24 protein-coding genes are annotated in these 26,242 nt (G+C 71.3%); 16 read left to right on the forward strand and 8 right to left on the reverse strand.

Features of this window, described 5'->3' with window-relative positions:
- Positions 1-3 precede the first annotated feature (3 nt).
- Positions 4-1,857, forward strand: a complete 1,854-nt coding sequence (locus tag QP119_RS01900; protein ID WP_284773298.1) for a penicillin-binding transpeptidase domain-containing protein — start codon at positions 4-6, stop codon at positions 1,855-1,857.
- A 20-nt stretch (positions 1,858-1,877) separates the two neighbouring features.
- On the forward strand, positions 1,878-2,750 hold the full coding sequence (gene map, locus QP119_RS01905) for a type I methionyl aminopeptidase (RefSeq protein ID WP_284773299.1): 873 nt from the start codon (positions 1,878-1,880) through the stop codon (positions 2,748-2,750).
- A 114-nt stretch (positions 2,751-2,864) separates the two neighbouring features.
- On the opposite strand, the gene QP119_RS01910 is transcribed toward map, so the two are convergent.
- The 4 genes from QP119_RS01910 to QP119_RS01925 form a co-directional block, all read right to left on the reverse strand.
- Positions 2,865-3,233 (reverse strand): hypothetical protein, encoded by a 369-nt coding sequence (locus QP119_RS01910; RefSeq protein ID WP_284773300.1) that lies wholly within the window; start codon positions 3,231-3,233, stop codon positions 2,865-2,867.
- A gap of 57 nt (positions 3,234-3,290) precedes the next feature.
- Positions 3,291-3,632: a hypothetical protein gene (locus QP119_RS01915; RefSeq protein ID WP_284773301.1), complete on the reverse strand. Its 342-nt coding sequence runs from the start codon at positions 3,630-3,632 to the stop codon at positions 3,291-3,293.
- Between the two features lie 135 nt (positions 3,633-3,767).
- Entirely contained in the window at positions 3,768-5,141 is a 1,374-nt protein-coding gene (gene mtr, locus QP119_RS01920; RefSeq protein WP_284773303.1) for a mycothione reductase, read from the reverse strand.
- A 64-nt stretch (positions 5,142-5,205) separates the two neighbouring features.
- A complete protein-coding gene (locus QP119_RS01925; RefSeq protein WP_284773305.1) occupies positions 5,206-6,231 on the reverse strand; it encodes an alpha/beta fold hydrolase in 1,026 nt (341 codons plus the stop codon).
- 203 nt (positions 6,232-6,434) lie between these two features.
- Between QP119_RS01925 and mqo the strand changes: the two genes are divergently transcribed.
- Positions 6,435-7,922: a malate dehydrogenase (quinone) gene (gene mqo / locus QP119_RS01930; RefSeq protein WP_284773307.1), complete on the forward strand. Its 1,488-nt coding sequence runs from the start codon at positions 6,435-6,437 to the stop codon at positions 7,920-7,922.
- A gap of 140 nt (positions 7,923-8,062) precedes the next feature.
- Here mqo and QP119_RS01935 read toward each other — a convergent pair whose 3' ends face one another.
- Positions 8,063-9,028 carry an ABC transporter substrate-binding protein gene (locus tag QP119_RS01935; protein ID WP_284773308.1) on the reverse strand — a complete coding sequence of 322 codons (966 nt, stop codon included), beginning with the start codon at positions 9,026-9,028 and terminating at the stop codon, positions 8,063-8,065.
- Positions 9,029-9,129: 101 nt separating this feature from the next.
- On the opposite strand from QP119_RS01935, the gene cobA reads away from it, so the two are divergent.
- Positions 9,130-9,903, forward strand: a complete 774-nt coding sequence (cobA, locus tag QP119_RS01940) for a uroporphyrinogen-III C-methyltransferase (RefSeq protein WP_284773309.1) — start codon at positions 9,130-9,132, stop codon at positions 9,901-9,903.
- Positions 9,904-9,936: 33 nt separating this feature from the next.
- On the opposite strand, the gene yaaA is transcribed toward cobA, so the two are convergent.
- Positions 9,937-10,665: a peroxide stress protein YaaA gene (gene yaaA, locus QP119_RS01945; protein WP_284773311.1), complete on the reverse strand. Its 729-nt coding sequence runs from the start codon at positions 10,663-10,665 to the stop codon at positions 9,937-9,939.
- Between the two features lie 55 nt (positions 10,666-10,720).
- Between yaaA and QP119_RS01950 the strand changes: the two genes are divergently transcribed.
- Positions 10,721-12,481: a proline--tRNA ligase gene (locus tag QP119_RS01950; protein WP_284773312.1), complete on the forward strand. Its 1,761-nt coding sequence runs from the start codon at positions 10,721-10,723 to the stop codon at positions 12,479-12,481.
- Positions 12,481-12,849 carry a DoxX family protein gene (locus QP119_RS01955; protein WP_284773313.1) on the forward strand — a complete coding sequence of 123 codons (369 nt, stop codon included), beginning with the start codon at positions 12,481-12,483 and terminating at the stop codon, positions 12,847-12,849. Before QP119_RS01950 ends, QP119_RS01955 begins: the two co-directional genes overlap by 1 nt.
- Here QP119_RS01955 and QP119_RS01960 read toward each other — a convergent pair.
- The gene (locus QP119_RS01960; protein WP_284773314.1) at positions 12,806-13,648 is read right to left on the reverse strand and encodes a hypothetical protein; all 843 of its coding nucleotides are present in this window, start codon (positions 13,646-13,648) and stop codon (positions 12,806-12,808) included. The two genes, QP119_RS01955 and QP119_RS01960, sit on opposite strands and share 44 nt — an antisense overlap.
- Before the next feature lie 38 nt (positions 13,649-13,686).
- Here QP119_RS01960 and rimP point away from each other — a divergent pair, with 38 nt between their 5' ends.
- The 9 genes from rimP (at position 13,687) to QP119_RS02005 (ending at position 23,080) form a co-directional block, all read left to right on the forward strand.
- Complete coding sequence (gene rimP, locus QP119_RS01965; protein WP_284773316.1) at positions 13,687-14,238, forward strand: ribosome maturation factor RimP; 552 nt, start codon at positions 13,687-13,689, stop codon at positions 14,236-14,238.
- Positions 14,235-15,236 (forward strand): transcription termination factor NusA, encoded by a 1,002-nt coding sequence (gene nusA, locus QP119_RS01970; RefSeq protein ID WP_284773317.1) that lies wholly within the window; start codon positions 14,235-14,237, stop codon positions 15,234-15,236. Before rimP ends, nusA begins: the two co-directional genes overlap by 4 nt.
- Before the next feature lie 264 nt (positions 15,237-15,500).
- Positions 15,501-15,779: a YlxR family protein gene (locus QP119_RS01975; protein WP_075664072.1), complete on the forward strand. Its 279-nt coding sequence runs from the start codon at positions 15,501-15,503 to the stop codon at positions 15,777-15,779.
- Positions 15,780-15,880: 101 nt separating this feature from the next.
- Entirely contained in the window at positions 15,881-18,643 is a 2,763-nt protein-coding gene (infB, locus tag QP119_RS01980) for a translation initiation factor IF-2 (protein ID WP_284773320.1), read from the forward strand.
- 204 nt (positions 18,644-18,847) lie between these two features.
- Positions 18,848-19,282 carry a 30S ribosome-binding factor RbfA gene (gene rbfA / locus QP119_RS01985; protein ID WP_284773321.1) on the forward strand — a complete coding sequence of 145 codons (435 nt, stop codon included), beginning with the start codon at positions 18,848-18,850 and terminating at the stop codon, positions 19,280-19,282.
- A 4-nt stretch (positions 19,283-19,286) separates the two neighbouring features.
- Positions 19,287-20,261: a DHH family phosphoesterase gene (locus tag QP119_RS01990; RefSeq protein ID WP_284773322.1), complete on the forward strand. Its 975-nt coding sequence runs from the start codon at positions 19,287-19,289 to the stop codon at positions 20,259-20,261.
- Positions 20,243-21,562 (forward strand): MATE family efflux transporter, encoded by a 1,320-nt coding sequence (locus tag QP119_RS01995; RefSeq protein WP_284773323.1) that lies wholly within the window; start codon positions 20,243-20,245, stop codon positions 21,560-21,562. The genes QP119_RS01990 and QP119_RS01995 overlap by 19 nt, the downstream gene beginning before the upstream one ends.
- 7 nt (positions 21,563-21,569) lie before the next feature.
- Positions 21,570-22,379: a metallophosphoesterase family protein gene (locus QP119_RS02000; protein WP_284773324.1), complete on the forward strand. Its 810-nt coding sequence runs from the start codon at positions 21,570-21,572 to the stop codon at positions 22,377-22,379.
- Positions 22,376-23,080 (forward strand): 4'-phosphopantetheinyl transferase family protein, encoded by a 705-nt coding sequence (locus QP119_RS02005; RefSeq protein ID WP_284773325.1) that lies wholly within the window; start codon positions 22,376-22,378, stop codon positions 23,078-23,080. Before QP119_RS02000 ends, QP119_RS02005 begins: the two co-directional genes overlap by 4 nt.
- A gap of 1,250 nt (positions 23,081-24,330) precedes the next feature.
- On the opposite strand, the gene truB is transcribed toward QP119_RS02005, so the two are convergent.
- Entirely contained in the window at positions 24,331-25,218 is an 888-nt protein-coding gene (gene truB / locus QP119_RS02010) for a tRNA pseudouridine(55) synthase TruB (RefSeq protein WP_284773326.1), read from the reverse strand.
- Positions 25,219-25,263: 45 nt separating this feature from the next.
- Here truB and QP119_RS02015 point away from each other — a divergent pair, with 45 nt between their 5' ends.
- A complete protein-coding gene (locus tag QP119_RS02015) occupies positions 25,264-26,229 on the forward strand; it encodes a bifunctional riboflavin kinase/FAD synthetase (protein ID WP_284773328.1) in 966 nt (321 codons plus the stop codon).
- Positions 26,230-26,242 lie beyond the last annotated feature (13 nt).

A 26,242-nucleotide genomic window follows, 5' to 3' on the forward strand; every position in this document is an offset into this window, starting at 1 on the left:
ACCGTGCGCAGGCTGCTGGCGTTTCTTCTCACCGCGGCCCTCGCTGCCGCGGGCCTGGTCGCCTGCACCCCGAAGCCGCCGTCGGCCGAGCCGGTCGCGGCGGACTTCCTGGCGGCGCTGGCCGAGGCCGACCTCGACACGGTGGCCGGCCTCGTCGACTCACCCGACGAGGCCCGTGCCGCGACCGAGCAGACCTGGTCCGGACTGCAGGCCGAGGGCCTCGACGCCGAGCTGACCGGGCTGGACACGCCCGAGTCGACCGACGCGGCCACCGCGACCGCGCACGCCCGCCTGACCTGGCACCTGCCGCGCGGGCGCGACTTCGCCTACGACACGGACGTGAACCTGCAGCGCGAGGGGCGCGACTGGACCGTGCACTGGCAGCCGACCGTGCTGCACCCGCGCCTGGGTGCGCACCAGCACCTCGAGCTGCGCCCCGTCGTCGCCGAGAAGGCCAGCGTCGTCAGCTCCGACGGCGTCGCCCTGCTCACCCCCGGCGTCCGCCACCGCCTGCTCGTCGACGGCTCCAAGACAGACACCCCCGGCAAGCTCTCCCGCGAGATCACCGAGGCCCTGCACGCCGCCGACGTCGACGCCGGCATCGACCCCGCGGAGCTGGAGAAGAACCTGCGCGAGACCGACGGCCCCTACTCGGTGACGATGCTCGACGACGCCGCGGCCGACGGCGTCGCCAAGCGCTTCGCCGGGGACGACGCGGTCACCCTCAACGACGAGGCCGCGATGGTCACCCCGGAGCCCGGCTTCGCCCCGGACATCCTCTCGCGCGTGCGTGCCGCCGTCGGCGACGAGCTCGACGGCGCGAACGGCTGGCGGGTCGCCGTGGTCAACCCGGAGGGCAACGAGCTTGACGACGTCGAGCACCACGACGCGCGGCTGGCACCTGCGGTGCGCGTGAGCATCGACCACTCCGTCCAGCTGGCCGCCCAGCGTGCTCTGGAGGCGCACGCGAAGCAGAAGGCCGTGATCGTGGCCGTGCGTCCCTCCAACGGCGACATCCTCGCCGTCGCCCAGACCCCGGAGGCTGACAAGGACGGCGACATCGCCCTGACCGGGCAGTACCCGCCCGGATCCGTGTTCAAGATGATCACCGCCACCGCCGGCGTGGCCGACGAGGGGCTGACCCCCGACTCGACGGTCCCGTGCCCGGGAACGATGGACATCTACGGGCGCACGGTGACCAACTATAACGCCTCCGGCGTCGGCGACACCTCCCTGGAGACCGCCTTCGCCCGGTCGTGCAACACCACCTTCGCCGACATCTCCACCAAGCTGGAGCCCGGCCAGCTCGAGCACACCGCCAAGCAGTTCGGTCTGGGGCTCAGCTACGACATCCCCGGCCTCGAGACCGTCACCGGCTCGGTGCCCTTCGGCGAGACCCCGCTGGACCGCACCGAGTCCGGCTACGGCCAGGGCCTCGACCTGGCCAGCCCCTTCGGCCTGGCGATGGTGGCAGCCACCGCGGCGGCCGGGCGCACCCCGACCCCGCAGCTGGTCACGGGGCGTGAGACGACGGTCGACGAACAGATCGAGCCGCCGGACCCGGAGGCCATCGCGGCGCTGCAGCGCATGATGCGCACGGTGGTCACCAACGGCACGGCCGCCGGCATGAGCGCCGGGGGAGAGATCCACGGCAAGACCGGTGAGGCCGAGGTCAACGACGGCTCGCACGCCTGGTTCGCGGGCTACCGCGACGACATCGCCTTCGCCACGCTCGTCGTCTACGGCGGCGGCTCCGAGACCTCGGTGGCCATCACCGACGAGTTCTTCCGGCACCTCGACGGCGACGCGAACCCCGAGGAGATCGGCGCGGCACCCGGGGAGGCCGGGCAGCCGTAGCCGGTATTACTATGAGGCGCATGACCGAACGCGCGAAGCTGACTGAAGGCAAGCCCACCCCCATCCGGACCGTCCCGGAGTCCATCGAGCGACCCGAGTACGCCTGGAAGGACGAGGTCCAGGAGAACGTGGGAGAGCCCTTCGTCCAGACCCCGGAGACCATCGAGGCGATGCGTGAGGCCTCGGAGATCGCCGCCAACGCGCTGGCCGCCGCCGGCGCGGCCGTCGCCCCGGGGGTGACCACCGACGAGATCGACCGGGTCGCCCACGACTACATGTGCGACCACGGCGCCTACCCGTCCACTCTGGGCTACCGCGGCTTCCCCAAGTCCTGCTGCGTCTCGCTCAACGAGATCGTCTGCCACGGCATCCCGGACTCGACCGTCATCGAGGACGGCGACATCGTCAACATCGACGTGACCGCCTACAAGAACGGCGTGCACGGCGACACCAACGCCACCTTCCTGGCCGGGAACGTCTCCGAGGAGCACAAGCTGCTCGTCGAGCGCACCAGGGAGGCCATGATGCGCGGCATCAAGGTGGCCAAGCCGGGTCGCGAGATCAACGTCATCGGCCGTGTCATCGAGAGCTACGCCAAGCGCTTCGGCTACAACGTCGTCACCGACTTCACCGGCCACGGTGTGGGCCCGACCTTCCACAACGGCCTGGTGGTGCTGCACTACGACTCGGAGGCCTACCGCGACATCCTCGAGCCGGGCATGACCCTGACCATCGAGCCGATGATCAACCTGGGCGACCTGGCCTACGACATCTGGGACAACGGCTGGACCGTGCAGAACCGCGACGGTAAGTTCACCGCCCAGTTCGAGCACACCCTGGTCATCACCGAGGACGGCAACGAGATCCTCACCCTGCCCACCGAGACCTTCTGATCCGGTGAGCCCCCGGCGCCCTCGTGGCCGCCCGGGGCACACGAAAGACCCGCCGCGCACTCGCGCGGCGGGTCTGTTCTTTCGGTGGAAGTCGGTCCTTTTTCCGGAGGGGAGTTAGCCCGGCAGGATGCCGTTGTACTTCAGCCAGTTGACGGCGCCGATGACGGTGCCGATGAGGCCGGCGTAGGTCACGGCGATCCAGGCTTTGGCCGGGTTGTTGACCTTGTCCCAGCGGGTCTCGTCGCCGAAGGCGTCGTGGCCGATGAAGTCGCGGTCGTCCTCGATGTCCGGGGTGCGCTCGCCGTCCTGCTTGAAGGAGTCGAAGAACTCGGAGTTGTTGGACGGGGCGTGCGGCTCGCCCTGGCCCTCGGACGCGGCGGTCGGCTGCTGGTCGGAGGACTGGGCGGAGGCGACGGTGGTACCGGTCAGGGTGACGGCGGCGGCGGTGGCGACGGCCACGGCCATGGTGCGGAAGGAACGCATGGGTTCTTGTCTTTTACCTTTCGGGTCGTGTGGTGGTGCGGAGCGGGGCGCCCCGAGTTAGCCGTGGTTGATGAAGTTGACGATCGGGCCGACGACCAGGCCGAGGATGGAGCCGATGGTGCCGATGATGGTGCCGGCGAAGAGGACCTTGGACCACGCGGGCTGGTCCTCGATCTTCGGGATCTCCTCGCCCTCCTCGAGACCGGCGGAGCCGGGGAAGAAGGCCTTCCTGTCGGCATTCTCGCCGGCGTCGAGGCCCTCGCCGATCTGGGAGGACAGCGAGGCGTTGCCGGTGGCCGGGGTCTGGACGTCCTCCTCGGCGGAGGCGACGGACATGCCCGACACGGTCAGGGCGAGGGCGGCGGCGCCGGCGACTGCGGCGCGACGGATGGAACGCATGAGAAACTTCCTTAGCGTCGGAGTGGTCAGGTTTCGGGCGGCGCCCAGGGTGAACCCGGGCGGGCGGAACCTTAATGACAAGGTTATTGAACGCTGTGAGTTCTCAGCCGCGATTTTTCTGCCGCCGGCCCGGGACTAATCCGCGAAATCCAGCCCGAGCAGGGCGTTCTCCACGACCTCCGGCAGTGCCGGGTGAATCCAGTACTGGCCACGCGCCAGCTCGCGCACGTCCAGGCCGAAGGCCATCGCGGTGACCGCGGTCTGGATCAGCGTCGGAGCCTGCGCGCCCAGGATGTGAGCGCCGAGCAGACGTCCGCTGGCGCGGTCGGCGATCAGCTTGACCACGCCGACGTGCTCGTCCATGGCCCAGCCGTAGGCGACGTCGCCGTACTCCTGGACCTTGACCGTGATCTCGCGGCCGGACTCGCGCGCCTCCTTCTCCGTCAGGCCCACGGAGGCGATCTGCGGGTGGGTGAACACCGCCGCCGGCACCGCCTCGTGCGGCATCGGGCGCAGGTCCCCGGGGTTGAGCAGGTTGTGCTGCACGGCGCGCGCCTCCGCGTTGGCGACGTGCTTGAGCATGAACGGCGAGGAGACGTCGCCGAGCGCCCACACGCCCTCGGTGCTGACGGAGCGGCCGTACTCGTCGACGACCACGCGCCCGCCGTCGACCTCCACGCCGCCGGCGGCGGCCTCGATCAGGTCGCCGTTGGGCACCCGGCCGGTGGCCACCAGCACCTCGTCGGCGGTGATCTTCTCACCACCGGTGACCTCGACCTCCACGACGCCGTCCGCGGCGTCGGCAAGCGAGACCACCTCGGTGTGGTAGCGGATGTCGAAGCGCTCGCGTGCGGCGTCGTTGAAGCGCCCGACGAGCTCCTCGTCGAGGTGGCGCAGCGCTGCGCCGGAGCGCACGAGCACGGTCACCTTCGTACCCAGGGAGGCGAAGACGTGGGCGAACTCCATGGCGATGTAGCCGCCGCCGACGATGACCAGGCGCTCCGGGCGCTCGGGGAGCCGCATGACGTCCTCGTTGGTGCGGTAGCGCACGCCGGAGGAGGCGATCTGCTCCGGGATGACCGGGCGCGAGCCGACGGCGAGCACGATCTGGCGCCCGGCGATCTCCTCGTCGCCGACGCGCAGCGTGCGCGGCCCGCTGAAGACGGCGTGCCCGGCGTAGACGTCGATGTTGGGGGTGCGGTCCCCGCGGCGGTACTCCTCGCCGCCGGCGGCGATCGGGTCGACCTTCTCGGCGAAGACGCGGCGCTGGATGTCCCGCCAGTCCACGGACTCCAGGTCCAGCTCGACACCCAGGCGGCGGGCGTCGGCGGCCTCGGCGGCGACCTCGGCGGGGTAGACGAACATCTTCGTCGGGATGCAGCCGACGTTCAGGCAGGTGCCGCCGAAGCGGCCCTCCTCGACGATGGCGATGGACATCCCGTCGAAGCGCTCGTCCGGGATCGAGTTACCCGAACCGGTGCCGACGATGATCAGGTCGTAGGTCTTCATCTGCTCCTCGTTCCTCGGCAGGGCCCCGGGGTCTCCCGTGGCCGCCCCACCATTGTGGCCGGTTTCAGTGCGCGGCGTCGTCGGCGGAGCCGTCGGCGCCGTCGGAGCCGGTGCCCTCGGCCTCGGCGCCGGTGACGCGGTCGAGGAAGCCGGTGGTCTCGGTCAGCGCCTGCTCCAGGGCCAGCGGCAGGGAGAGGTAGACGTCGTGGCGGGCACCCGGCACGGGGACCACCTCGGCGGCCGCACCGAGGGACTCGGCGACCGGCCGGATGGCCTCGACTTCGAGGACGGTGTCCGCCGTGTCCGACGCCGCCGAGTAGGGCTGGCCCAGCCAGGAACGGTCCGAGGTGAGCGTGAGCACCGGCAGGTGCAGGTCGAGCCCGCCGCGCAGCTGCTCCATGCCGCGCACGACCGCCAGCAGCCAGCCGGCGTACTTCGGGGTGCCTGCCACCGGCTTGTAGCGCTCGTCGAAGTCCCAGTCGGCGGCGATGGACTCGCCGTAGGCGTTGAGGTCGCCGCCGGGCAGCGCCATGCCCGGGCGCAGCCGGCCGAGCACGTGCGCGGCCCCGGCGATCAGCGGGTTGCGCGCGCCGTACTGCAGGGCCAGCCACGGGCTGTCCAGGACCATGCCCGCGACCCGGCGGGCCAGCTCCGGGCGGGCCCGGCGCAGCCAGTCGAACCAGAGCACGGCGATCAGCCCGCCGGTCGAGTGCGCCATCGGGACCACGCTGGGGTGGCGGGCGGCGACGTGATCGAGCGCCGCGGTCAGCTCCGGGTGGTAGTGGCGCAGGTCGCTGGTGTAGTGCCAGCGCTGCGCGTGGCGGTGGGAGCGGCCGCACTTGCGCAGGTCCAGCGCGTAGAAGGCGTAGCCGGCCTCGGCCAGGTGGGCGGCCAGGTGGTCCTGGAAGAAGTAGTCGGTCATGCCGTGGATCCACAGCACCGCCGGGCCGTCGGTGACGGGGGTGCGCCGCACGAGCGTGGCCACCGCCTCGCCCTCGCCGTCGGGGTCGGGACCGAGGCGCAGCGTCGCGCTCTCGTAGTCCGGGCCGAGGATGTCGGGGGCCCACGGTTGCCACATCGTGTCGGTCATGGCCGTTGAGTGTACCGGGGTCCGCCGGGGTGAGCGGGGGTGCGGTGTAGCGGAACAGCCAGGGGGTGGGCCATTTGACCCCGGTCACTCGGGTACGGCGTAAGCTGGGTGCGACAAGGTCAGCCATCCCGGTCTGCCCAGCCCTGGTCCCGGTGTTCCCGTCCGGGCGGGCGGCCGACAGTCCATGTGAGGGGAAGACAAAGGTGTCAGAAACCGCTAAGATCACCGACGAGGTCGATGTCGCACTCATCGGTGCGGGCATCGTGAGTACGACGCTCGGCGCGATGCTCCGGGAGCTGCAGCCCGACTGGACCCAGATGGTCCTGGAGCGCCTCGACGGCCCGGCCCTCGAGTCCTCCTCGCCGTGGAACAACGCCGGCACCGGCCACTCCGCCCTGTGCGAGCTGAACTACACCCCGGAGAAGAACCGCCTGCTGGACATCACCAAGGCCGTCAACATCAACGAGAAGTTCCAGGTCTCGCGCCAGTTCTGGAGCCACCAGGTGGAGCACGGCGTGCTGGGCGACCCGAAGGAGTTCATCAACCCGGTCCCGCACGTCTCGCTGGCCCAGGGCCAGGAGCAGGTCGACTACCTGCGCCGCCGCTACGACACGCTGCGTGAGCACACCCTCTTCCCGGGGATGCAGTTCACCGACGACAAGGACGTCTTCTCTGAGAAGCTGCCGCTGATGGCCAAGGGCCGCGACTTCTCCGAGCCGGTCGCCATCTCCTGGACCGAGTCCGGCACCGACATCAACTACGGTGCCCTGACCCGCCAGTTCGTCGCCCACGCCGAGAAGGCCGGCACCGAGTTCCGCTACGGCCACGAGGTCACCCGCATCCGCCCGGACGGCGACAAGTGGATCGTCTACTACAAGAACGTCCACACCGGCGACCGCAAGGCCGTGCGCGCCAACTTCGTCTTCGTCGGCGCCGGCGGCTACGCGCTGGACCTGCTGCGCTCCGCCGGCCTCAACGAGGTCCGCGGCATCGCCGGCTTCCCGATCTCCGGCATGTGGCTGCGCTGCACCAACCCGGAGCTCATCGAGCAGCACCGCGCCAAGGTCTACGGCAAGGCCCGCGTCGGCGCCCCGCCGATGTCCGTGCCGCACCTGGACACCCGCGTCATCGACGGGGAGAAGGGCCTGCTGTTCGGCCCCTACGGCGGCTGGACGCCGAAGTTCCTGAAGAAGGGCTCCTACCTGGACCTGTTCAAGTCGATCCGCCCGGACAACATCCCGAGCTACCTGGGTGTGGCCGTCCAGGAGTTCGACCTGACCAAGTACCTGGTCAGCGAGGTCACCAAGAACTTCGACGCGCGCATGGAGACCCTGCGCGAGTACATGCCGACCGCCGAGGGCAAGGACTGGGAGCTCATCGTCGCCGGCCAGCGCGTGCAGGTCATCCGCCCCGCGCCGGCCCCGCGCTTCGGCTCCCTGGAGTTCGGCACCGCCGTGATCAACAACTCCGAGGGCTCCATCGCCGGCCTGCTCGGCGCCTCCCCGGGCGCGTCCATCGCCCCGGCGGCGATGCTCGAGCTGCTCGAGCGCTGCTTCGGTGAGCGCATGATCGACTGGTCCGACAAGCTGCACGAGCTCATCCCGTCCTACGGCCGCAAGTTCGCCGTGGAGCCCGAGCTCTTCGCCAAGACCTGGGAGCGCACCCAGAAAACGCTACAGCTCAACCGCTGACGCCACGAGACAACGGCCCCCGCGAGATGCGGGGGCCGTTCTCGTGTCCGGGCCGGCGCCGGGCCCGGGGGAGGGGCGCTGTCGACCGGCATCGTCCGGCGGTGCCGCAGGCCTCTCAGCGCCCCCGCGTCACGGGTTACTCAGACGCGGCGCTTGAGGAAGAAGTCGGGGTCGATGGTGCGGGCACCGATGACGTCCTCGGCGGTCTGGCCGATGTTCTCGTAGAAGCGGCCCAGCTCCGAGGCGACCTCGCGGCCCGGCAGCAGCTCGCGGTCCTCGCCGGCCTCGTCGGAGGCGGCGCGCACGACGGTGCGCACCATGTCGCGGTGCTCCTCGGCGAAGTCCGCGTTGACGATGACACCCAGCGATGGCAGCCGCGGCAGCGAGCCGGTGGTGCGCGCCCACTCGTCCTGCAGCTTGAACAGGCGGTTGAGGTCGGTGTCGGTGGTGGCGTAGGTCAGCATCGCGGCGGCCTCGCCCTCGTCGATGGCGGCCTGCGCGACGGCGGTGTCCGCCACGTGCAGGATCTCGGTGTCCTGCAGCTCGTTGCGGTCGAGGATGTGGCGAAGCGCCAGCGCCGGCACCGAGTCCTCGGGCAGCGCGGTCGCGATCTTCTTTCCCGCCAGCTTACCGGTCCACTGCGTGGCGTCGTCCGGGTCCTCGGGGGTCTCGGCCACACCGGCGACCACGAGCGGCTCCCAGAAGGTGGCGCCGGCGAGCCTGATGTTCGCGCCCTCGTGGAAGGCGCGTGCGGCCTTCTGCACGGGGGCGATGACGATGTCGTGCTCACCGTCGGCCAGCAGGGATTCGGTCTCCGCCTCGTCGTCCCAGGTGTCGATCTCGACGTTGTCGGCGGCCTCGCGCACAGCCTCGCTGTCAGCGACCTTCTCGGCGAACTCGGGCACACCGTCCAGCTCGGGAACGACGGCGGTCAGCCGCTCGACGTGGTCGGGCGTGGCCTCGGTCGTCTCGGTGGTCTGGGCGGTCTCGGAGGCGGTTGCGGAGGTCGTCGTGGACTCGTCTTCGGCGCCCTCACCGCCGCAGGCGGCGAGGAGGGCCCCGGAGGCGCAGACGGCGGTGATCAGTGCGAGACGCTTGGGGAACATGCGGGCCTTTCGGGAACGTGACGGCTTGTCCGCCCATCACTCTAAGGCCGCCCGGAGGCGGCGCGCCAACAGGGGTACACAGCGGGCTAACATGTGATCCCATGGTTTCCCCCACGGTGTCTGAAGACAACCCTGAAGTGCCCGCCGCACCCGGCCGCGTCACGCTCGTCGGCGGCGGCCCCGGCGCCTGGGACCTGATCACCGTGCGCGGCATGCACGCCCTGCAGGACGCCGACGTCATCCTCACCGACCACCTCGGCCCCACCGCCGAGCTGGAGCGGCTGTGCGACACCGCAGAAAAAGAGATTGTCGACGTCGCGAAGCTGCCGTATGCGCGCAAGGTCGCCCAGGAGACCACGAACCGTCTCATGGTTCAGCACGCCCTGGCGGGCAGGAACGTCGTGCGCCTCAAGGGCGGCGACCCCTTCGTCTTCGGGCGCGGCTCCGAGGAGGGGCGCGCCTGCGCGCGCGCCGGCGTCGCGTGCACCGTGGTGCCCGGCGTGACCAGCGCGGTGGCCGTGCCCGCCGCCGTGGGCGTGCCCGTCACCGAGCGCGGGGTGGTGCACTCCTTCACCGTGGTCAGCGGGCACCTCGCCCCGGGCGACCCGCGCAGCCTGGTCGACTGGCACGCGCTGGCCGCCGCCGGCGGCACCGTCTGCGTGATCATGGGCGTGCGCCACGCCGCCGAGATCGCCGTCGCCCTCGGCGGGGGCGGCCTGTCCGCTGACACCCCGGCCTGCGTCATCCAGGAGGGCACCACCGCCCGCGAGCGCGCCTTCCACTGCACGCTGGGCACCCTGGGGGAGACGATGGCACGCGAGCAGGTCGCCTCGCCGGCCGTCTACGTCATCGGCGAGGTCGCCGCCCGACGGTGACCCACGCGGCGTCGGCACTCGCGCGCACGCCGCTCAGCGCTCGACGGTGAGGATGACCTGGTTCGGCGCCGACTTCGGCGGGTCGTCGTCCACGCGCGCGTCCAGGCCCGCCGCGCGGGCCACGCGCACCACGCCGGCGGCGTCGTCCGGCTCGTCGGGGCACTCGGCCAGCACCCGGGCCAGCCCGCCCTTGTAGTGCTTGTTGAAGTGGCTGACCACCTTGCCCTCCGGGGTCTCCACGCGTACCGTCACCGCCTCGCGGAAGCGGCCCAGCTGCTGGTAGGCGCCGCTGCGCAGGTCCACCACCAGCCCGTCGAGCGCCTCGAGCTCGGCGGTGACCGCCGTGCCCCAGCGCGACTTGAGCGTGCGCCCGCCCAGCTTGTTGCCCGCCGAGAGGCGGTAGTGGGGGATGAGGTCGCCGGCGCGCACCAGTCCGAACAACGCCGAGCCGACCGCGAGGCGGGTCCGCGCGGCGTCGGAGAGCGAGGGCGCGTCCAGCGCGTCGTAGAGCACGCCGGTGTAGCGCTCGACGGCCGGCATCGTCGCGGCAGTGGTCAGTTCGCGGTTGGCCTCGGCCTCGCCGCGCAGCCGCTCGGAGATGCCGAGCACCTCGAGCGCCTCGTCGACGTCGAGGGAGCTCAGCTCCGCGATCAGCTCGCGGCGCACGGGGTTGAGCCCGGGGAAGGACAGAGACGCCACGTCGAGCGCGGCACCGGAGCCGCCGGGGGCCTTGGTCTCGGAGGGAGGCAGCACGATCAACACGGCTCCCCAGACTACGTCCCCGCACCGCGGAGGGGTGCGGGTAGAGTTCCCAGACATGATCACACGCCTTTCGACGCTGTTCCTGCGCACCCTCCGCGAGGATCCGGCGGACGCCGAAGTACCCAGTCACAAGCTGCTCGTGCGCGCGGGCTACATCCGCCGCGTCGCGCCGGGCGTGTACTCCTGGCTGCCGCTGGGGCTGAAGGCCTTCCGCGCCGTCGAGAACGTCGTGCGCGAGGAGATGGACCGCATCGGCGCCCAGGAGCTCCTCTTCCCGGCGCTGCTGCCGCGCGAGCCCTACGAGACCACCGACCGGTGGACCGAGTACGGCGACGCCCTGCTGCGCCTGAAGGACCGCAAGGGCAACGACATGCTGCTCGGGCCGACCCACGAGGAGATGTTCGCCCTCACCGTCAAGGACCTCTACAACTCGTACAAGGACTTCCCGGTCACCCTGTACCAGATCCAGACGAAGTACCGCGACGAGGAGCGCCCGCGCGCCGGGATCCTGCGCGGCCGCGAGTTCACCATGAAGGACTCGTACTCCTTCGACATGACCGACGAGGGCCTCGAGGAGTCCTACGCGAAGCACCGCGAGGCCTACCAGCGCATCTTCGACCGCCTCGGCGTGGACTACGCCATCTGCCACGCGACCTCGGGCGCGATGGGCGGCTCGGCCAGCGAGGAGTTCCTGGCCGTCTCGGACAACGGCGAGGACACCTTCGTGCGCGCCACCGAGGGCGACTACGCGGCCAACGTCGAGGCCGTGGTCACCCCGCACCCCGCCGAGCGCGAGGTCGAGGACCTGCCCGAGATGACCGTCCACGAGACCCCGGACGCCGCGACCATGGACACCCTGGTCGAGTGGGCGCGCTCGGCCGGCGTCACCGTCGACGGCCGCGACGTCGAGCTGACCGACACGCTGAAGTGCCTGGTGGTCAAGGTCACCCAGCCCGGCGGCGAGCCGGAGCTGACCGGCGTGCTGCTGCCCGGCGACCGCGAAGCCGACATGAAGCGCCTCGAGGCCGCCCTCGAGCCCGCCGAGGTCGAGCTGGCCGGCGAGGAGGACTTCGCCGCCAACCCGTTCCTGGTCAAGGGCTACGTCGGCCCCGTCGGGCTGGCCGCCAACGGCGTGCGCGTGCTCGCCGACCCGCGCGTGGTGCGCGGCACCACCTGGATCACGGGTGCCGACGCCCCGCAGCGCCACGCCGTGGGCGTGGTGTGCGGCCGCGACTTCACCCCGGACGGCTACGTCGAGGCCGCCGAGATCCGCGAGGGTGACCCGGCCCCCGAGGGCCACGGCACGCTCACGCTGGAGCGCGGCATCGAGATCGGCCACATCTTCCAGCTGGGCCGCAAGTACACCGAGGCCTTCGACGTGAAGATCCTCGACGAGAACGGCAAACGCGTCGTGCCCACCATGGGCTCCTACGGCATCGGCGTCTCCCGCCTGTTGGCCGTCCTCGCCGAGCAGCGCCACGACGAGAAGGGCCTGAACTGGCCGGTCTCCGTGGCGCCCTACCCGGTGCACGTTGTCGCCGCGAACAAGGACCCGGAGGCCGTCGAGGCCGCCGGCCGCCTGGCCGAGAAGCTCTCGGCGGCGGGCCTGGACGTGCTCTTCGACGACCGGAAAAAGGTCAGCCCCGGCGTGAAGTTCAAGGACGCCGAGCTGCTGGGCATGCCCTTCATCGCGATCCTGGGCCGCGGCTTCGCCGAGGGCCACGTGGAGCTGCGCGAGCGCGGCGGTGAGACCCGCAACGTGCCGGTCGACTCGGCGGTCGAGGACATCCTCGCCGCCGTCGAGGAGGCCCGCTGATGCGCCGCTTCATGATCGCCCTGCTCGGTGGTGCGGGCGTGCTGCACTTCCTCAAGCCCGAGCCCTTCGACTCGATCGTGCCCGCCGGCCTGCCCGGCTCGGCGCGGGCCTACACCTATGCCTCGGGCGTGGCCGAGCTCGGCTGCGCCGCGGCGATGGCCTGCCCGGACGAGAAGGTGCGCCGCTACGGCGGCCTGGCCACCGCGGCGCTGATGACCGCGGTCTTCCCCGCGAACGTCGAGATGGCCCGCCAGTGGACCCGCGCGGGCAAGGGCCCGGCCTGGCTGGCCGTGGCCTACGGCCGGCTGCCCCTGCAGCTGCCGCTCATCTGGTCGGGTTGGTCAGTGTGGCGTTCGCCGCGCCGCTGACCACCACCGCGCGCACGGCGTCGGCCCCGATGCCGGCGGCCGTGCGCGTCCACAGCGCCGCCGTGTCCTCGGCGGCCCGCGCCGGCAGCTCGGCCGGCGCCACCTCGAACTCGTAGCCGGTGGCGGGGGAGGGCACCGGCGTATCCGCCTGCTCCAGCAGCGCGGTCAGCACGGCCGCGCGCCGGTCGCCGGCGGCGACCAGGGCGTCCTGGGGGCCCGCCCACGCCGCCGCCGAGGTCAGCCCGTAGCGCAGCGCCTGCTCCCAGGAGAGCAGCTCGCGCAGCGCCTCGGCGTCCTCTTCGGTCAGGCCCTCGACGGAGACGTCCTCGGGATCCGGAAGGGCCACGTCCGCGTCGACGGTCCCGTCCCCGGCGCCCTCGTCCGTGGCGCCGGGCTCGTTCTCGGCGACGGCGAGGTCCACCGCCTGGGCGGCGACGAGGTCCGCGGACTCCTCGGGGACCTCGTCGACGGCGTCGACGGTCGCCTTCAGCCCCGCCGGCACCACGCCGTCGGTGGTGCGCTCGACCGCGCAGCTCTCCGGCAGCGGCTCACCGCAGAGGCGCTCGACCTCGTCGAAGAGCTGGTCGGCCTGCTGCGCGCGCAGCAGGGAGTCGGACTCCTCGGCGGCGGCGAGCGTGCCGCGCGCCAGCTCGAGCACCGCGGCGTCGGGACGCGGGCCCAGGACCGAGCACGACGTCGCGCCGAACGCGCAGGCGGCGAGCACGGCGGCAGTCAGTGCCCGGGGGCGGGCGTTCAGACGGTGCGGGCGGGTGCGGCGGATGCGGGCGGGGGAGGTCACGAACCGGCATGCTACCCGCGGCGGATAGTGTTGGGGCCATGGCATTCCCGACCGTCGCAGAACTGTCCGAACTGCTCGCCCCCGCCGTCGCCGACTTCGGTCTCGACCTCGAGAACGTCAAGGCGACCCCCGCGGGCAAGAAGTCCGTCATCGCCGTCGCCGTCGACGCCGACGAGCGACCTGACCTCGACCGCCTCGAGGAGGTCTCCAAGAGGCTCTCCGACCTCCTCGACGCCGCCGAGGAACGCGGCGAGCTGCGCCTGGGCGCCGGCTACACGCTGCAGGTGACCACGCCGGGGATCGACACCCTGCTGACGGCCCCGCGCCACTGGCGGCGCAACCGCCACCGGCTCGTCGAGCTGACCGCGGAGGGGGAGACCCCGCAGACCTGGCGCATCGGGCCGCTCGACGCCGCCGAGGAGACCGTCGCGCTCGTCGGCGCGGACCTGTCGGTGCGCCTGCTCAAGGTGGCGGATTCACCGCGCGCGGTCGTTCAGGTAGAATTCTCCTCTGCCCCGGAGCAGGAGACCGAACTGACCGGGGCGGATTTTGAGTCGCTGAACACCGTCACGCGAAAGGACGACAAGTGAATATCGACATCGACGCGCTGCGCACGATCGAGAAGGACAAGGACATCCCCGTTGGGGACATGCTCGAGACGATCGCCGGGGCGCTGCTGGGCGCCTACCGCGAGTTCCGCGGGACCACAGCGACGGAGCGCTCCGCCGCCCGCGTCGACATCGACTCCGCCAGCGGCGACGTGGCCGTGATCGTCACCGAGCGTGACGAGGACGGCGAGGCCGTCGAGGAGTACGACGACACCCCCGCGAACTTCTCCCGCGTCGGCGCCCACGCCGTGCGCGAGGCCATCGTGCGCCGCCTGCGCGAGGCCGAGACCGGCCAGGCCTACGAGGCCTACCAGGAGATCGTCGGCACCGTGGTCAGCGGCGTCGTCCAGGCCGACGCCACGGCCAACGCCCGCGGCATCGTCGTCGTCGAGCTCGGCACCGAGCTCGACAGCCAGGACGGCATCCTGCTGCCCGCCGAGCAGATCCCGGGAGAGGAGCTCAAGCACGGCGACCGCGTGCGCACCTACGTCGTCGGCGTCTCCCGTGGCCCGCGCAACCTGCAGATCCAGCTCTCCCGCACCCACCCGGAGCTGATCCGCGGCCTGTTCGCCCTCGAGGTCCCCGAGATCGCCGAGGGTTCCGTCGAGGTCGTCGGCATCGCCCGCGAGGCGGGCCACCGGACCAAGATGGCCGTCGCCGGCAAGGTCAAGGGCCTCAACGCCAAGGGCGCCTGCATCGGCCCGCGCGGCCAGCGCGTGCGCAACGTCATGGCCGAGCTCGCCGGCGAGAAGATCGACATCATCGACTACTCGGAGGACCCGGCCACCTACGTCGGCAACGCCCTGGCCCCGTCCAAGGTCGTGCGCGTCGAGGTCACCGACGCCGAGGCGCACGCCGCCCGCGTGACCGTGCCGGACTACCAGCTCTCGCTGGCCATCGGCCGCGAGGGGCAGAACGCCCGTCTGGCCGCTCGCCTGACCGGCTGGAAGATCGACATCCACTCCGACATCGAGGAGTAGCCGCCGAGCGGCTTCAGCGAAGGCCCGTGACCCCGTGCAGACGCCGGGGCGCGGGCCGCACGCGTGTGTGCCCCGTGCAGACCCGGCACCCACCGGCCGGGAACCGAAGGGGTGAACCCCGCGAACTGCCGGTGAACGGACGCTGAACCCGCGCTGATGGCGCGGCCGTCCCCGGCGAGCGGGGGCGAGTACAGATTCGCCGATTCATGGCGTAGTATGTTCCGCGGCCCACGTGCGAGAAGAGAAGGAGCGGTACGGAAGAGAATGCCGGTACGTACCTGTGTCGCCACGCATCAGCGAAAGGCGGACACCGAACTGCTCCGGCTGGTCGTCGACCCCTCTGACCCGGACCGCATCATCCCCGATCCGCGCCGTCGCCTCCCCGGCCGCGGCGCCTGGATCACCCCCGATCTCGACGCACTGGACCTTGCTTGCCAGCGCCGTGCTATTCAGCGCGCGCTCAGGGTGTCCGCCGAAACGGACACCGGCCAGGTCCGCGAATACCTGGCCGATCCCGACCTGAAAAGGAAGACCGATCCCTGATGAGCACCCGATGAAGCATCAGCGATGAACATCATCAACACAGGCTGGGAGCCGGAAGGCAGGGACCTTCTCGGCTTCTAGCACAGAGTTAGAGGAGAGAAGTGCCCGGAAAGTTACGCGTACACGAGCTGGCCAAACAGCTCGGTGTAACCAGCAAGGAACTGCTCGCCACGCTTAAGGAGCAGGGCGAGTTCGTCAAGACCGCCTCGTCGACCATCGAACCGCCGGTGGTCCGCAAGATGCGTGGCATCTACGAGGCGAAGCAGCCGGAGAAGTCGGACCAGAAGTCCGCTCCGGCCAAGAAGCCTGCCCAGGGCAAGAAGCCCGGCCAGGCCCCGAAGCCCGGCCAGGCCGCCGCCAAGAAGGCCGCCCCGAAGCCGGGTCAGGCCCCGAAGCCCGGCCAGGCCGCCGCCAAGAAGGCCGCGCCCAAACCGGGTCAGGCCGCCCCGAAGCCGGGCCAGGCCCCCAAGCCCGGCCAGGCCCCCAAGCCCGGCCAGGCGGAGGCGAAGAAGGCCGCCCCCAAGCCGGGGCAGGGCCAGCACCACGGCGACGGCCACGGTCACGGCAAGTCCGCCCCGAAGCCGGGCGCGATGCCGCGTCCGCGCGGCGGCCAGCCCAAGCCGGGCCCGCGCCCGGGCGCCAAGGCGCCGCGCGTGGCCAACAACCCGTTCTCGACCGGCCGCAACGAGCGTCCGGCCCCGCGTCCGGGCGGCACCGGCGGCGCCAAGAAGCGCGCCTCCGGCTCCGGTTCCGGCGGTAACGGCGGCGGCAAGCGACCGACGCCGGCCATGATGCCCTCCCACCCGAGCCCCGGCCAGATGCCGGCGAAGTCCGCCACCGGCGGGCGCCGCGGCGGCCGTGGCGGTCGGCGTGGCGGCCCGGGCGGCCACGGTGGCCCTCCGGGTGGTTTCCGCGGCGGCCGGGGCGGTCGTCGTGGCGGTACCGCGGGTGCCTTCGGGCGTCCGGGTGGCCCGCCGCGTCGTCGTCGCAAGTCGAAGCGGCAGAAGCGGCACGAGTACGAGGCGATGAAGGCCCCGAAGGTCGTCGGCGGTGTGCACCTGCCCGACGGCCACGGCCAAACCCTGCGCCTGCGCCGCGGTGCCTCCCTGTCGGACTTCGCCGAGAAGATCGGCACCGAGGCCTCGTCGCTCGTCCAGGCGCTGTTCAACCTGGGCGAGATGGTCACCGCGACCGCCAGCGTCTCCGACGAGACGCTGCAGCTGCTCGGCGACGAGATGAACTACAAGGTGGAGGTCGTCTCCCCGGAGGACGAGGACCGCGAGCTCCTCGAGTCCTTCGACCTGCAGTTCGGTGAGGACGAGGGCACCGAGGACGACCTCGAGCGTCGTCCTCCGGTGGTCACCGTCATGGGCCACGTCGACCACGGCAAGACCCGCCTGCTGGACGCCATCCGTCACACCAACGTGGGCAAGGGCGAGGCCGGCGGTATCACCCAGGGCATCGGCGCCTACCAGGTCGACGTGGACGTCGACGACCGTGAGCGCACGATCACGTTCCTGGACACCCCGGGTCACGAGGCGTTCACCGCCATGCGTGCCCGTGGTGCCGAGTCGACGGATATCGCGGTCCTGGTGGTCGCGGCCGATGACGGCGTCATGCCGCAGACGGTTGAGGCGATCAACCACGCCAAGGCGGCCGACGTGCCGATCGTGGTCGCGGTCAACAAGATCGATAAGCCGGAGGCCCAGCCGGAGCGTATCCGCGGCCAGCTGACCGAGTACGGCCTGGTGCCGGAGGAGTACGGCGGCGACACCATGTTCGTCGACATCTCCGCCAAGCAGTCGCAGAACATCGACAAGCTGCTCGAGGCCGTCCTGCTGACCGCTGACGCGGCGCTGGACCTGCGCGCCAACCCGGAGATGGACGCCCAGGGTGTCGCCATCGAGGCGCACCTGGACCGCGGCCGTGGTCCGGTGGCCACCGTCATCGTCCAGCGCGGCACGCTGCGCGTCGGCGACTCCATCGTCGCCGGCGACACCTACGGTCGCGTGCGTCGCATGCTCGACGAGTACGGCGAGGACGTCGAGGAGGCTGGTCCGTCGCGGCCGGTCCAGGTCCAGGGCCTCAACGGGGTCCCGGGCGCCGGCGACAACCTGCTCGTCGTCGAGGACGACCGCGTGGCGCGTCAGATCGCCAACCAGCGTGACGCGCGCCGCCGTTCGGCCGAGGCCGCCAAGCGCCGCAAGCGCGTCTCCCTCGAGGACCTGGACAAGGTGCTCAAGGAGACCTCGACGCTCAACCTCATCCTCAAGGGCGACAACGCCGGTTCGGTGGAGGCCCTGGAGGACGCCCTGCTCAAGATCGAGGTGGACGACGAGGTCGAGCTGAACATCATCGACCGCGGCGTCGGTGCGGTCACGCAGACCAACGTCTCGCTGGCCGCCGCCTCGGACGCGGTGATCATCGCGTTCAACGTCCGCTCCGAGGGCAAGGCGACCGAGGAGGCGAACGCCGAGGGCGTGGACATCCGGTACTACACCGTGATCTACCAGGCCATCGACGAGGTCGAGGCCGCCCTGAAGGGCATGCTCAAGCCGGTCTACGAGGACCGCGACCTGGGCGAGGCGGAGATCCGCCAGCTGTTCAAGGCCTCCGCCGTCGGCCTCATCGCAGGCTGCATGGTCGAGACCGGCAAGGTCCGCCGTGGCGCGACCGTGCGCCTGGTCCGAGACGGCAACGTCATCGCGGAGAAGGCGACCATCGAGTCGCTGCGCCGCGGCAAGGACGACGCCACCGAGGTCACGGCCGGCTACGAGTGCGGCATGGTGCTCAGCTACCCGGACATCGCCGTCGGCGACAAGATCCAGGTCTTCGAGACCGTGGAGGTCCCGCGCGAGGCCTGATCGAAAGCCATCAGCGCGTGACCGGCAGGGCCGGTGCCGGCTCCCTCTGAACGGGGGCGGTCGCCGGCCCTCTTCGCATGCGAGCCTCCGGCTCGGGCGGGCTCGACCCGGGCCGGCGACCGGGCCGCGACCTGGTGGCTGCCCGCGGGCCGGGGCGGCTAGACTGGCGCGGTACTGAACTCCGCCACCGAAAGGGGACCGACCATGGCCGATTCCGCCCGCGCGGGCCGCATGGCCAAGCGCATCCAGACGATCGTCGCCACCGCTCTGGAGCGCGAGATCAAGGACCCCCGCGTCAACCTGGTGACGGTCACCGACACCCGCCTCACCGGCGACCTGCACGACGCCACCGTCTATTACACGGTGCGCGGCGAGGGCATCGACGACGAGCCCGACACCGAGCGGGCCGCCGCCGGCCTGGCCGCCGCCCGCGGCCAGCTGCGCAAGCTGGTCGGCGACCAGCTCAGCGTCCGCTTCACCCCGACGTTGAGCTTCGAGCTCGACGCCGTGCCGGAGTCGAGCGCGCGCATGGAGGAGCTTTTGGCCCGCGCCCGCGCTCGAGACGAGGAGCTGGCCCGCACCCGTGAGGGGGCGCGCCCGGCCGGCGACGCCGACCCCTACCGCCACGACGAGAACTGACGCCATGGCGTCCGCCACGCTTGCCGACGTCGCGTCGGCGATCCGTGGGGCGCGTACGGTCACCGTCGTCGCGCACCTGCGCCCCGACGCCGACGCCATCGGCTCGGTCACCGCGTCCGTCGCCGCGCTGCGACGCCTGGGGCTTACCGCCCGCGGCCAGATCGGCCAGGACGCGCCCATCGAGGCGCACCTGCTGACTATCCCCGGCGCCGACGAGGTCACCTGCTCGCGCGAGCTGCTGCCCGCCGAGCTCTACCTCGTGCTCGACTGCGCCTCCCTGGACCGCACCGGGTACCTGGCGGGCCAGCTCGAGGAGCGTGAGCACCAGGTCGTCTGCGTCGACCACCACGAGTCGAACCCCGGCTTCGGCGGGCTCAACCTGATCGTGCCGGAGGCCGAGTCGACCACGACGATCCTCGCGGACCTCTTCGCCGAGCTCGGCGTCGACGACACGGAGCCCGACATCGCCCACGGCCTCTACGCGGGGCTGGTCACCGACACCGGCAGCTTCCGCTGGGGTGGGGCGCGCATGCACGAGCTCGGCGGGCGCTGGCTGGCCGCCGGCCTAGACCCGCGCCGCATCGCCGCCGAGCTGATGGACGCCGTCAGCGTAGACGACCTGACGATGATCGGCCGCGTGCTGGCCACCAGCCGCATGCACGACGTCGACGGGCTCGGCGTGGCCGCCCTCGTCGCCGACTGCGCGGAGGTGCAGGGCCACCCGAAGTCCGTCCTCGAGGTCGTCATCGACATGGTTACCGCCGTGCGCGGGGCCACCGTGGCCGCCGTGCTCAAGGAGCTGCGCCCGGGACACTGGTCGGTCTCCCTGCGCGCCCCGCGTGCCGACGTCTCGCACCTGGCCGTCCACCTGGGCGGCGGCGGGCACCGCGCCTCGGCCGGCTACACCGCTCCGGGCACCGCCGAGTCCGTCATCGCCGAGCTGCTCGAGGGGGTGCGCGCGTGTCGCGGCGAGCTGTAGCGGAGCGGGGCGACCAGGCCCCCGAGGTCTCCGCGCGCACGATCTTCGGGCTGGCGCTGCCGGCCCTCGGCGTGCTCGCGGCCACCCCGCTCTACCTGCTGCTGGACACGGCCGTCGTCGGCCGCCTCGGCGGCTTCGAGCTGGCCGCCCTCGGCGCCGGCACCACCATCCAGGCGCAGGTGACCACCCAGCTGACCTTCCTCAGCTACGGCACCACCGCCCGGGCCTCCCGCCTCTACGGCGAGGGCCGGCGCTCCGCCGCCATCGCCGAGGGCGTGCAGGCGACCTGGGTCGCCGTCGGCGTCGGGCTGCTGCTCGCGCTGATCATCGAGCTGTTCGCGCCGGTCTTCGCCGGCTGGCTGACCGGCTCGCCGGACGTCGCCGCCGAGGCCGCGCACTGGATGAGCGTGGCCGCCCTGTCGATCCCGCTGACCCTGATCGTCATGGCGGGCAACGGCTGGCTGCGCGGCATCCAGGACACCCGCCGCCCGCTCTACTTCACGCTGGCCGGCGTCCTCCCGGGCGCGGTGCTCGTGCCCTACCTGGTCGGGCACTTCGGCCTGGTCGGCTCCGCGTGGGCCAACGTCACCGGGACGTTCATCACCGCCTGCTGTTTCCTGGTCGCGCTGGTGCGCAGCCACCGCGGCGACTGGCGCCCGCGCTGGCCGGTCATCCGCCGCCAGCTCGTGCTCGGCCGCGACCTCATCGTGCGCTCGGCGAGCTTCCAGGTAGCCTTTCTCTCCGCCGCCGCGGTGGCCGCCCGCTTCGGCACCGCCTCCCTGGCCGCCCACCAGGTGATGCTCCAGCTGTGGAACTTCATCACGCTGGTGCTCGACTCCTTGGCCATCGCCGCGCAGACGCTGACCGGCGCCGCACTCGGCCGCGGCACCGTGGCGGCCGCCCGGCGCACCGGCCGGCGCATCACGGGCTACTCCGTGGTCTTCGCCGGCGTGCTCGGCGTCGTCTTCGCGCTCGGCGCCGGCGTGATCCCGCGGATCTTCACCTCGGACGCGGCGGTGCTCGAGGCCATCGCCGGGCCCTGGTGGCTGATGATCGTCATGATCGTCATGGGCGGGGTGGTCTTCGCCCTGGACGGGGTGCTGCTGGGCGCCTCCGACGCGGTCTTCCTGCGCAACGCGACCATCCTCGCCGTGCTACTGGGCTTTTTGCCCGGGGTGTGGATCTCCTTCGCCGTCGACGGCGGGCTGACCGGCGTGTGGTGTGGCCTGGTGGCCTTCATCGGGCTGCGCATGGCCGCCGTGTGGTGGCGCTTCCGGTCCATGAAGTGGGCGGTGACCTAGACCGGTGGTGGCACGCACGCTCTGGGCGGTCTCGGACCTGCACGCCGCGGTGCGCGCGAACCGCGCCCGCCTGGCGGAGCTGAGCCCCGACAACCCGCGCGACTGGTTGATCGTCGCCGGCGACGTCGCCGAGCGCCCGGCGGTGGTCACCGACATCCTCGCCGAGCTCGCCGCGCGCTATGCCAAGGTGATCTGGGTGCCCGGCAACCACGAGCTGTTCGCCCGCTCGACGGACCGCGCCCGCGGCCGCCAGCGCTACGACGAGCTCGTCCAGGCCTGCCGCGGACTCGGCGTGGTCACCCCGGAGGACCGCTACCCGGTCTTCGACGGGGTGACCGTCTGCCCCCTTTTCACGCTCTACGACTACTCCTTCCGGGTGGCCGGCCTGTCGGTGGAGGAGGCCCTGGCCCGGGCGCGCGCCCGCCAGATCGTCATGACCGACGAGTACTCGATCGCCCCCTTCGTCGACGTGCGCGCCTGGTGCTGGGACCGCCTGGCCTACTCGGTGCGCCGGCTCTCCCGGGTCACCGGCCCGACCGTACTGGTCAACCACTGGCCCCTCGTCCAGGAGCCGACGCTGCGCATGGCGCTGCCCGAGCTGGCCCTGTGGTGCGGCACCCGGCACACCCGCGACTGGGCGCGCCGGTACAACGCCCGCGCGGTCGTCTACGGCCACCTGCACATGCCCGGCACGGTCACCGTCGACGGCGTCGCGCACCACGAGGTCTCGCTCGGCTACCCACGCGAGTGGCGCCCGCGCCGCGGCCTCGCGCGGTCCTGGCCGTACCCGTTACTGCGGGAGAGGGACGCCTCATGAGCCACCACGGTCTCTTCGCCCCGGGCCTCTTCCCGGAGGCGGCCTCATACTGCTACGTCATCACGGAGAAGGCGCCCTCCAGGCCGAGCCTGGAGAACTACCTGAACCTGCACCCGCTCGAGCAGGGCCTCGTCTCGCACGCCGTGGCCAAACGCAAGGCCGAATTCGGCGACGCCCGCTGGTGCGCCCACACCGCCCTGGCGGATCTGGGCGGGCCGGCGGACCCGATTCTGCGCGGCGAGCGGGGCATGCCCCTGTGGCCAGCCGGCTACACCGGCTCGATCACCCACACCGACGGGCTGCGCGCGGCGGTGGCTGTGGCGCGCTCCCGCGCGGTCTCCGTCGGCCTCGACGCCGAGCCCAATGAGGCGCTCGGCGACGACGTGCTCGGCGCCATCGCCCGGCCCGGGGAGCTCTCCCGGCTCGAGCGGCTGCGTGCCGCCGGGGTGGCCAACCCGGACCGGCTGCTCTTCTGCGCCAAGGAGGCCACCTACAAGGCCTGGTTCCCGCTGACGCGGCGCTTCCTCGAGTTCGACCAGGCGGAGATCGATCTGCGCGCCGACGGCACGTTCATCTCCTACCTGCTGGTGCGCCCCACACCCGTCGCCCTCATCGAGGGCCGCTGGGTGGAGGCCGCGGGCTACGTGGTCGCCACCACCGCGGTGCGCCGGGTGGTCTCCCGGCGCTACCTGCACCGGTGAGGCGCGCTGGGCAGGGCGACGTTGCTGGGGCAAAACATACAGCGTTGGCGCATGTTTCCCGAACCCGTTGCGAAGACCTCCAGGTCTCTGTAGTATACTTCACTAAAAATTTCGTAGGGGAGGAAGATTACATGAATATGCCTCTGCACAACGGTTCCTATCCCAGGTCACAGTGGTGGTCTTGGCGATCTCAGTATTGACTGGGTCGGGTCTTGGTGTCGCTGGGAACGCGGTTGCGGAAGAGGTTGTGGCCAGTGGAAGCTGCGCGAGTGTCGCGGAGGTGAGCAACGAGCCGATGGGCGCAGAGACGGTGGAACGTGAGATCCAGTATCTTCAGGGCAGTACTGTGCTGGAGCAAGCGGACTTGGCTTCACTCGGGTCCTACGAGAACCACATTGGGGCTGTCATTCAGACTGACTCGGGGGGAGAAACTGCACGCTGTGGCGGGACGTGACGAAAATGATGCAATTACGGTAGTCAGGCCGCTCAGCGGGGCGGATGGCGTAAGAGTCATCAAGTCCTCAAATCAGAACGGCTCACTGGTCGTGGATGAGGTTAGCCAGCACGGGGCGATGCTCTTGAACTCTGGGCACTGTGCCAGGTTTGATCAAGGCTGCCTGGACCGTGTGAAGGAGGATAGATGTGCTAGGGGGGAATTGTGGCTGGGCGTTTTGGAATCCAGTTGTGATGGGTGCCTGCCTTTTCGCACAGTGCATGACGCTGTACTACAACTGCTGTGAGGAGTTCAACGCGTCGGACCCGACCGATCCGGACTGACGGCCGGCGGGAGAGGAAGGTGGACCGTGGTCAGCAGATCTCTGCTCTATCCGGCCGGTGCATCCGTGGCCTTCGCGTTGGCCGTGACAACGGTGCTCAGGTACGTCGGTAGCTCAGCGGGCTACGTGAATCAGCCCCAGGCACTGTTGAGCGTCACCGCACTGTGTTGTATGGGGCTCGCCTGTGCCGACATCGCGCTCTCCGCGATCGCCGCAGGGTCTCGGGAACAGCGGTGGCGCCGCTGTGGCCGAATTGTTTCGGCCGGTGCAGCTATCGCTGCCGCAGTGGTCGCTGCGGCAATGGAATTCTGGAATTTCGAAGCGTTTTGGGCGATGATTCTCGGGGTCTTCATCTATTCGGGTGTTCTCGTCTGGAAACGGGGTTCGGGCTCTTTCCGGAAACCGCGAGGGGCGCCAGACGGAACGGCGGACGCTCAGTGAGGTTTTCGGGTCGGCAGGTGGCGGCCACCCGCCTCACGTCAGTGTCGACGGGCGCGCCACGAAGACCGTGGCCAGGCGCCTGCCCTTCTCGCGCACCAGGGCGACCGCCCGGCCGTCCGGGCCCACCGCCGCGTGCACCCCGGCAAGCCCGCGGGGCTCGAGCCACTTGCCCTGCGCCAGTGCCGCGTACTCCTCGTCGGTCACCTCGAGCGCCCGGTAGCAGCGCTTCAGCGCCTCGTCGAGGCTCAGCGACAGCCGGGGCCGCTCGGCGAGCTCCTCCAGCGTGACCGCGTCGGCCAGCGAGAACGTCCCCAGCTCCGTGCGCCTCAGCCGGGTCAGGTGCCCGCCGAGGTCGCGGGCCAGCGCCCGGATGTAGGTGCCCGAGGAACAGTCGACCTCCACGTCGACGTCGTCGCCGCGGCGCTCAAGCACCTCGAAGCGGCTGACGGTCACCGGGCGGGCGGGGATCTCGACGGCCTCGCCGTCGCGCACCCGGGCGTAGGCCCGTTTGCCGTCGATCTTGATCGCCGAGACCGCCGCGGGAACCTGCATGATCTCGCCGGTGAGCTTTCGCACCCCGGCCGCCAGCGCGGCGTCGTCAAGCGGGCGCGTGCGCCCGGTCACCTCGCCCTCGGCGTCGTCGGTGTCGGTGCGCACGCCCAGGCGCACCGTCGCGGCATACGACTTCGTCGCCGCGGTCAGGTGCGCCAGGAACTTCGTGCCGCGGTTGACGCCGAGCACGAGCACGCCGGTGGCCATCGGGTCCAGCGTGCCGGCGTGGCCGACCTTGCGGGTGCCCAGCGCGCGGCGCACGCGGGCGACGACGTCGTGGGAGGACATCCCGGCCGGCTTGTCCACGACCACGAGGCCGGAGTCGGCCAGGGGGTCGGTGGAGGCGGCGGGGGAGGAGGAAGCAGTCATGGGCACGAGTCTAGAAAGCGTGCGTGATGCTCTAGTCTGGTGGGCGTGACTGTGTGGTACGGAATGACCAGTGTGCCCTCCGATCTGGCCGGATGCGTGGTGACCGTCGGCGTCTTCGACGGCGTGCACCGCGGCCACCGTGCGCTGATCGAGGCGGCGGTGCGCCGCGCCCGCGAGCTCGGCGTGCCCGCGGTGATGTGCACCTTCGACCCGCACCCGATCTCCGTTTTCCTGCCGGACAAGGCGCCCACGCAGCTGACCAGCCTCGACGAGCGCGTCCGGCTGGCCGGTGAGCTCGGTGTCGACGACGTGCTGGTGGTCAACTTCACCCACGAGCTCGCCGGGCTCGACGCCCGGCACTACTTCCGCTCGTTGATCTGCGACGTCCTGCGCGCCCGCGCCGTCTTCGTGGGCGAGAACTTCACCTTCGGCCGCGACGCGGCCGGCACCTCGCAGACGCTGCGGGAGCTGGGCGACGAGTACGGCGTGGAGGTCGAGGTAGTCGACCTCGTCCACGACGGCGGGCGCCGGCTGTGCTCCTCGTTGGTGCGCGAGTACCTCGCCGCCGGCGACGTCGCGGGCGCGGACTGGGTGCTCGGCCGCGACTTCTCCGTCACCGCCAAGATCGTGCACGGCGCCGGGCGCGGGGGAGCCCAGCTGGGCTACCCGACGGCCAACCAGTACTTCCCGGAGTCGATGGCGCTGCCCGCCGACGGCGTCTACGCCGGCTGGCTCACCGTCGTCGACGAGGGCCCCGTCGACGGCGACATGGAGCCCGGGGTGCGCTACCCGGCGGCGATCTCCGTGGGCACCAACCCGACCTTCGGCGAGGACCCGCGCAGCGTGGAGAGTTTCGTCATCGGCCGCGACGCGGACCTCTACGGGCACACCGCCCGCGTCGAGTTCGTCGCCCACCTGCGCGACATGGTCAAGTTCAACGGCGTCGACGAGCTGCTCGAGGCGATGGGCCGCGACGTCGAGCGCGCCAGGGAGCTCCTCGGGGTCGACTGAGCCGCGCGGTGAC

Origin of the sequence: Corynebacterium frankenforstense (genome assembly GCF_030211955.1) — a bacterium.
In the GTDB taxonomy this organism is placed as follows: Bacteria; Actinomycetota; Actinomycetes; order Mycobacteriales; family Mycobacteriaceae; genus Corynebacterium; species Corynebacterium frankenforstense_A.

Bases quoted from the DNA above. Each gene is read 5' to 3' on its own strand.
- QP119_RS02005 (WP_284773325.1), top strand. From the start codon at position 22,376: ATGAGCCACCACGGTCTCTTCGCCCCGGGCCTCTTCCCGGAGGCGGCC.
- QP119_RS01990 (WP_284773322.1), top strand. From the start codon at position 19,287: ATGGCGTCCGCCACGCTTGCCGACGTCGCGTCGGCGATCCGTGGGGCG.
- QP119_RS01910 (WP_284773300.1), bottom strand. From the start codon at position 3,233: ATGCGTTCCTTCCGCACCATGGCCGTGGCCGTCGCCACCGCCGCCGCC.
- mtr (WP_284773303.1), bottom strand. From the start codon at position 5,141: ATGAAGACCTACGACCTGATCATCGTCGGCACCGGTTCGGGTAACTCG.
- cobA (WP_284773309.1), top strand. From the start codon at position 9,130: ATGGTTTCCCCCACGGTGTCTGAAGACAACCCTGAAGTGCCCGCCGCA.
- QP119_RS01925 (WP_284773305.1), bottom strand. From the start codon at position 6,231: ATGACCGACACGATGTGGCAACCGTGGGCCCCCGACATCCTCGGCCCG.
- rbfA (WP_284773321.1), top strand. From the start codon at position 18,848: ATGGCCGATTCCGCCCGCGCGGGCCGCATGGCCAAGCGCATCCAGACG.
- QP119_RS01935 (WP_284773308.1), bottom strand. From the start codon at position 9,028: ATGTTCCCCAAGCGTCTCGCACTGATCACCGCCGTCTGCGCCTCCGGG.
- QP119_RS01950 (WP_284773312.1), top strand. From the start codon at position 10,721: ATGATCACACGCCTTTCGACGCTGTTCCTGCGCACCCTCCGCGAGGAT.
- map (WP_284773299.1), top strand. From the start codon at position 1,878: ATGACCGAACGCGCGAAGCTGACTGAAGGCAAGCCCACCCCCATCCGG.
- truB (WP_284773326.1), bottom strand. From the start codon at position 25,218: ATGACTGCTTCCTCCTCCCCCGCCGCCTCCACCGACCCCCTGGCCGAC.
- QP119_RS01955 (WP_284773313.1), top strand. From the start codon at position 12,481: ATGCGCCGCTTCATGATCGCCCTGCTCGGTGGTGCGGGCGTGCTGCAC.
- QP119_RS01915 (WP_284773301.1), bottom strand. From the start codon at position 3,632: ATGCGTTCCATCCGTCGCGCCGCAGTCGCCGGCGCCGCCGCCCTCGCC.
- QP119_RS01975 (WP_075664072.1), top strand. From the start codon at position 15,501: ATGCCGGTACGTACCTGTGTCGCCACGCATCAGCGAAAGGCGGACACC.
- rimP (WP_284773316.1), top strand. From the start codon at position 13,687: ATGGCATTCCCGACCGTCGCAGAACTGTCCGAACTGCTCGCCCCCGCC.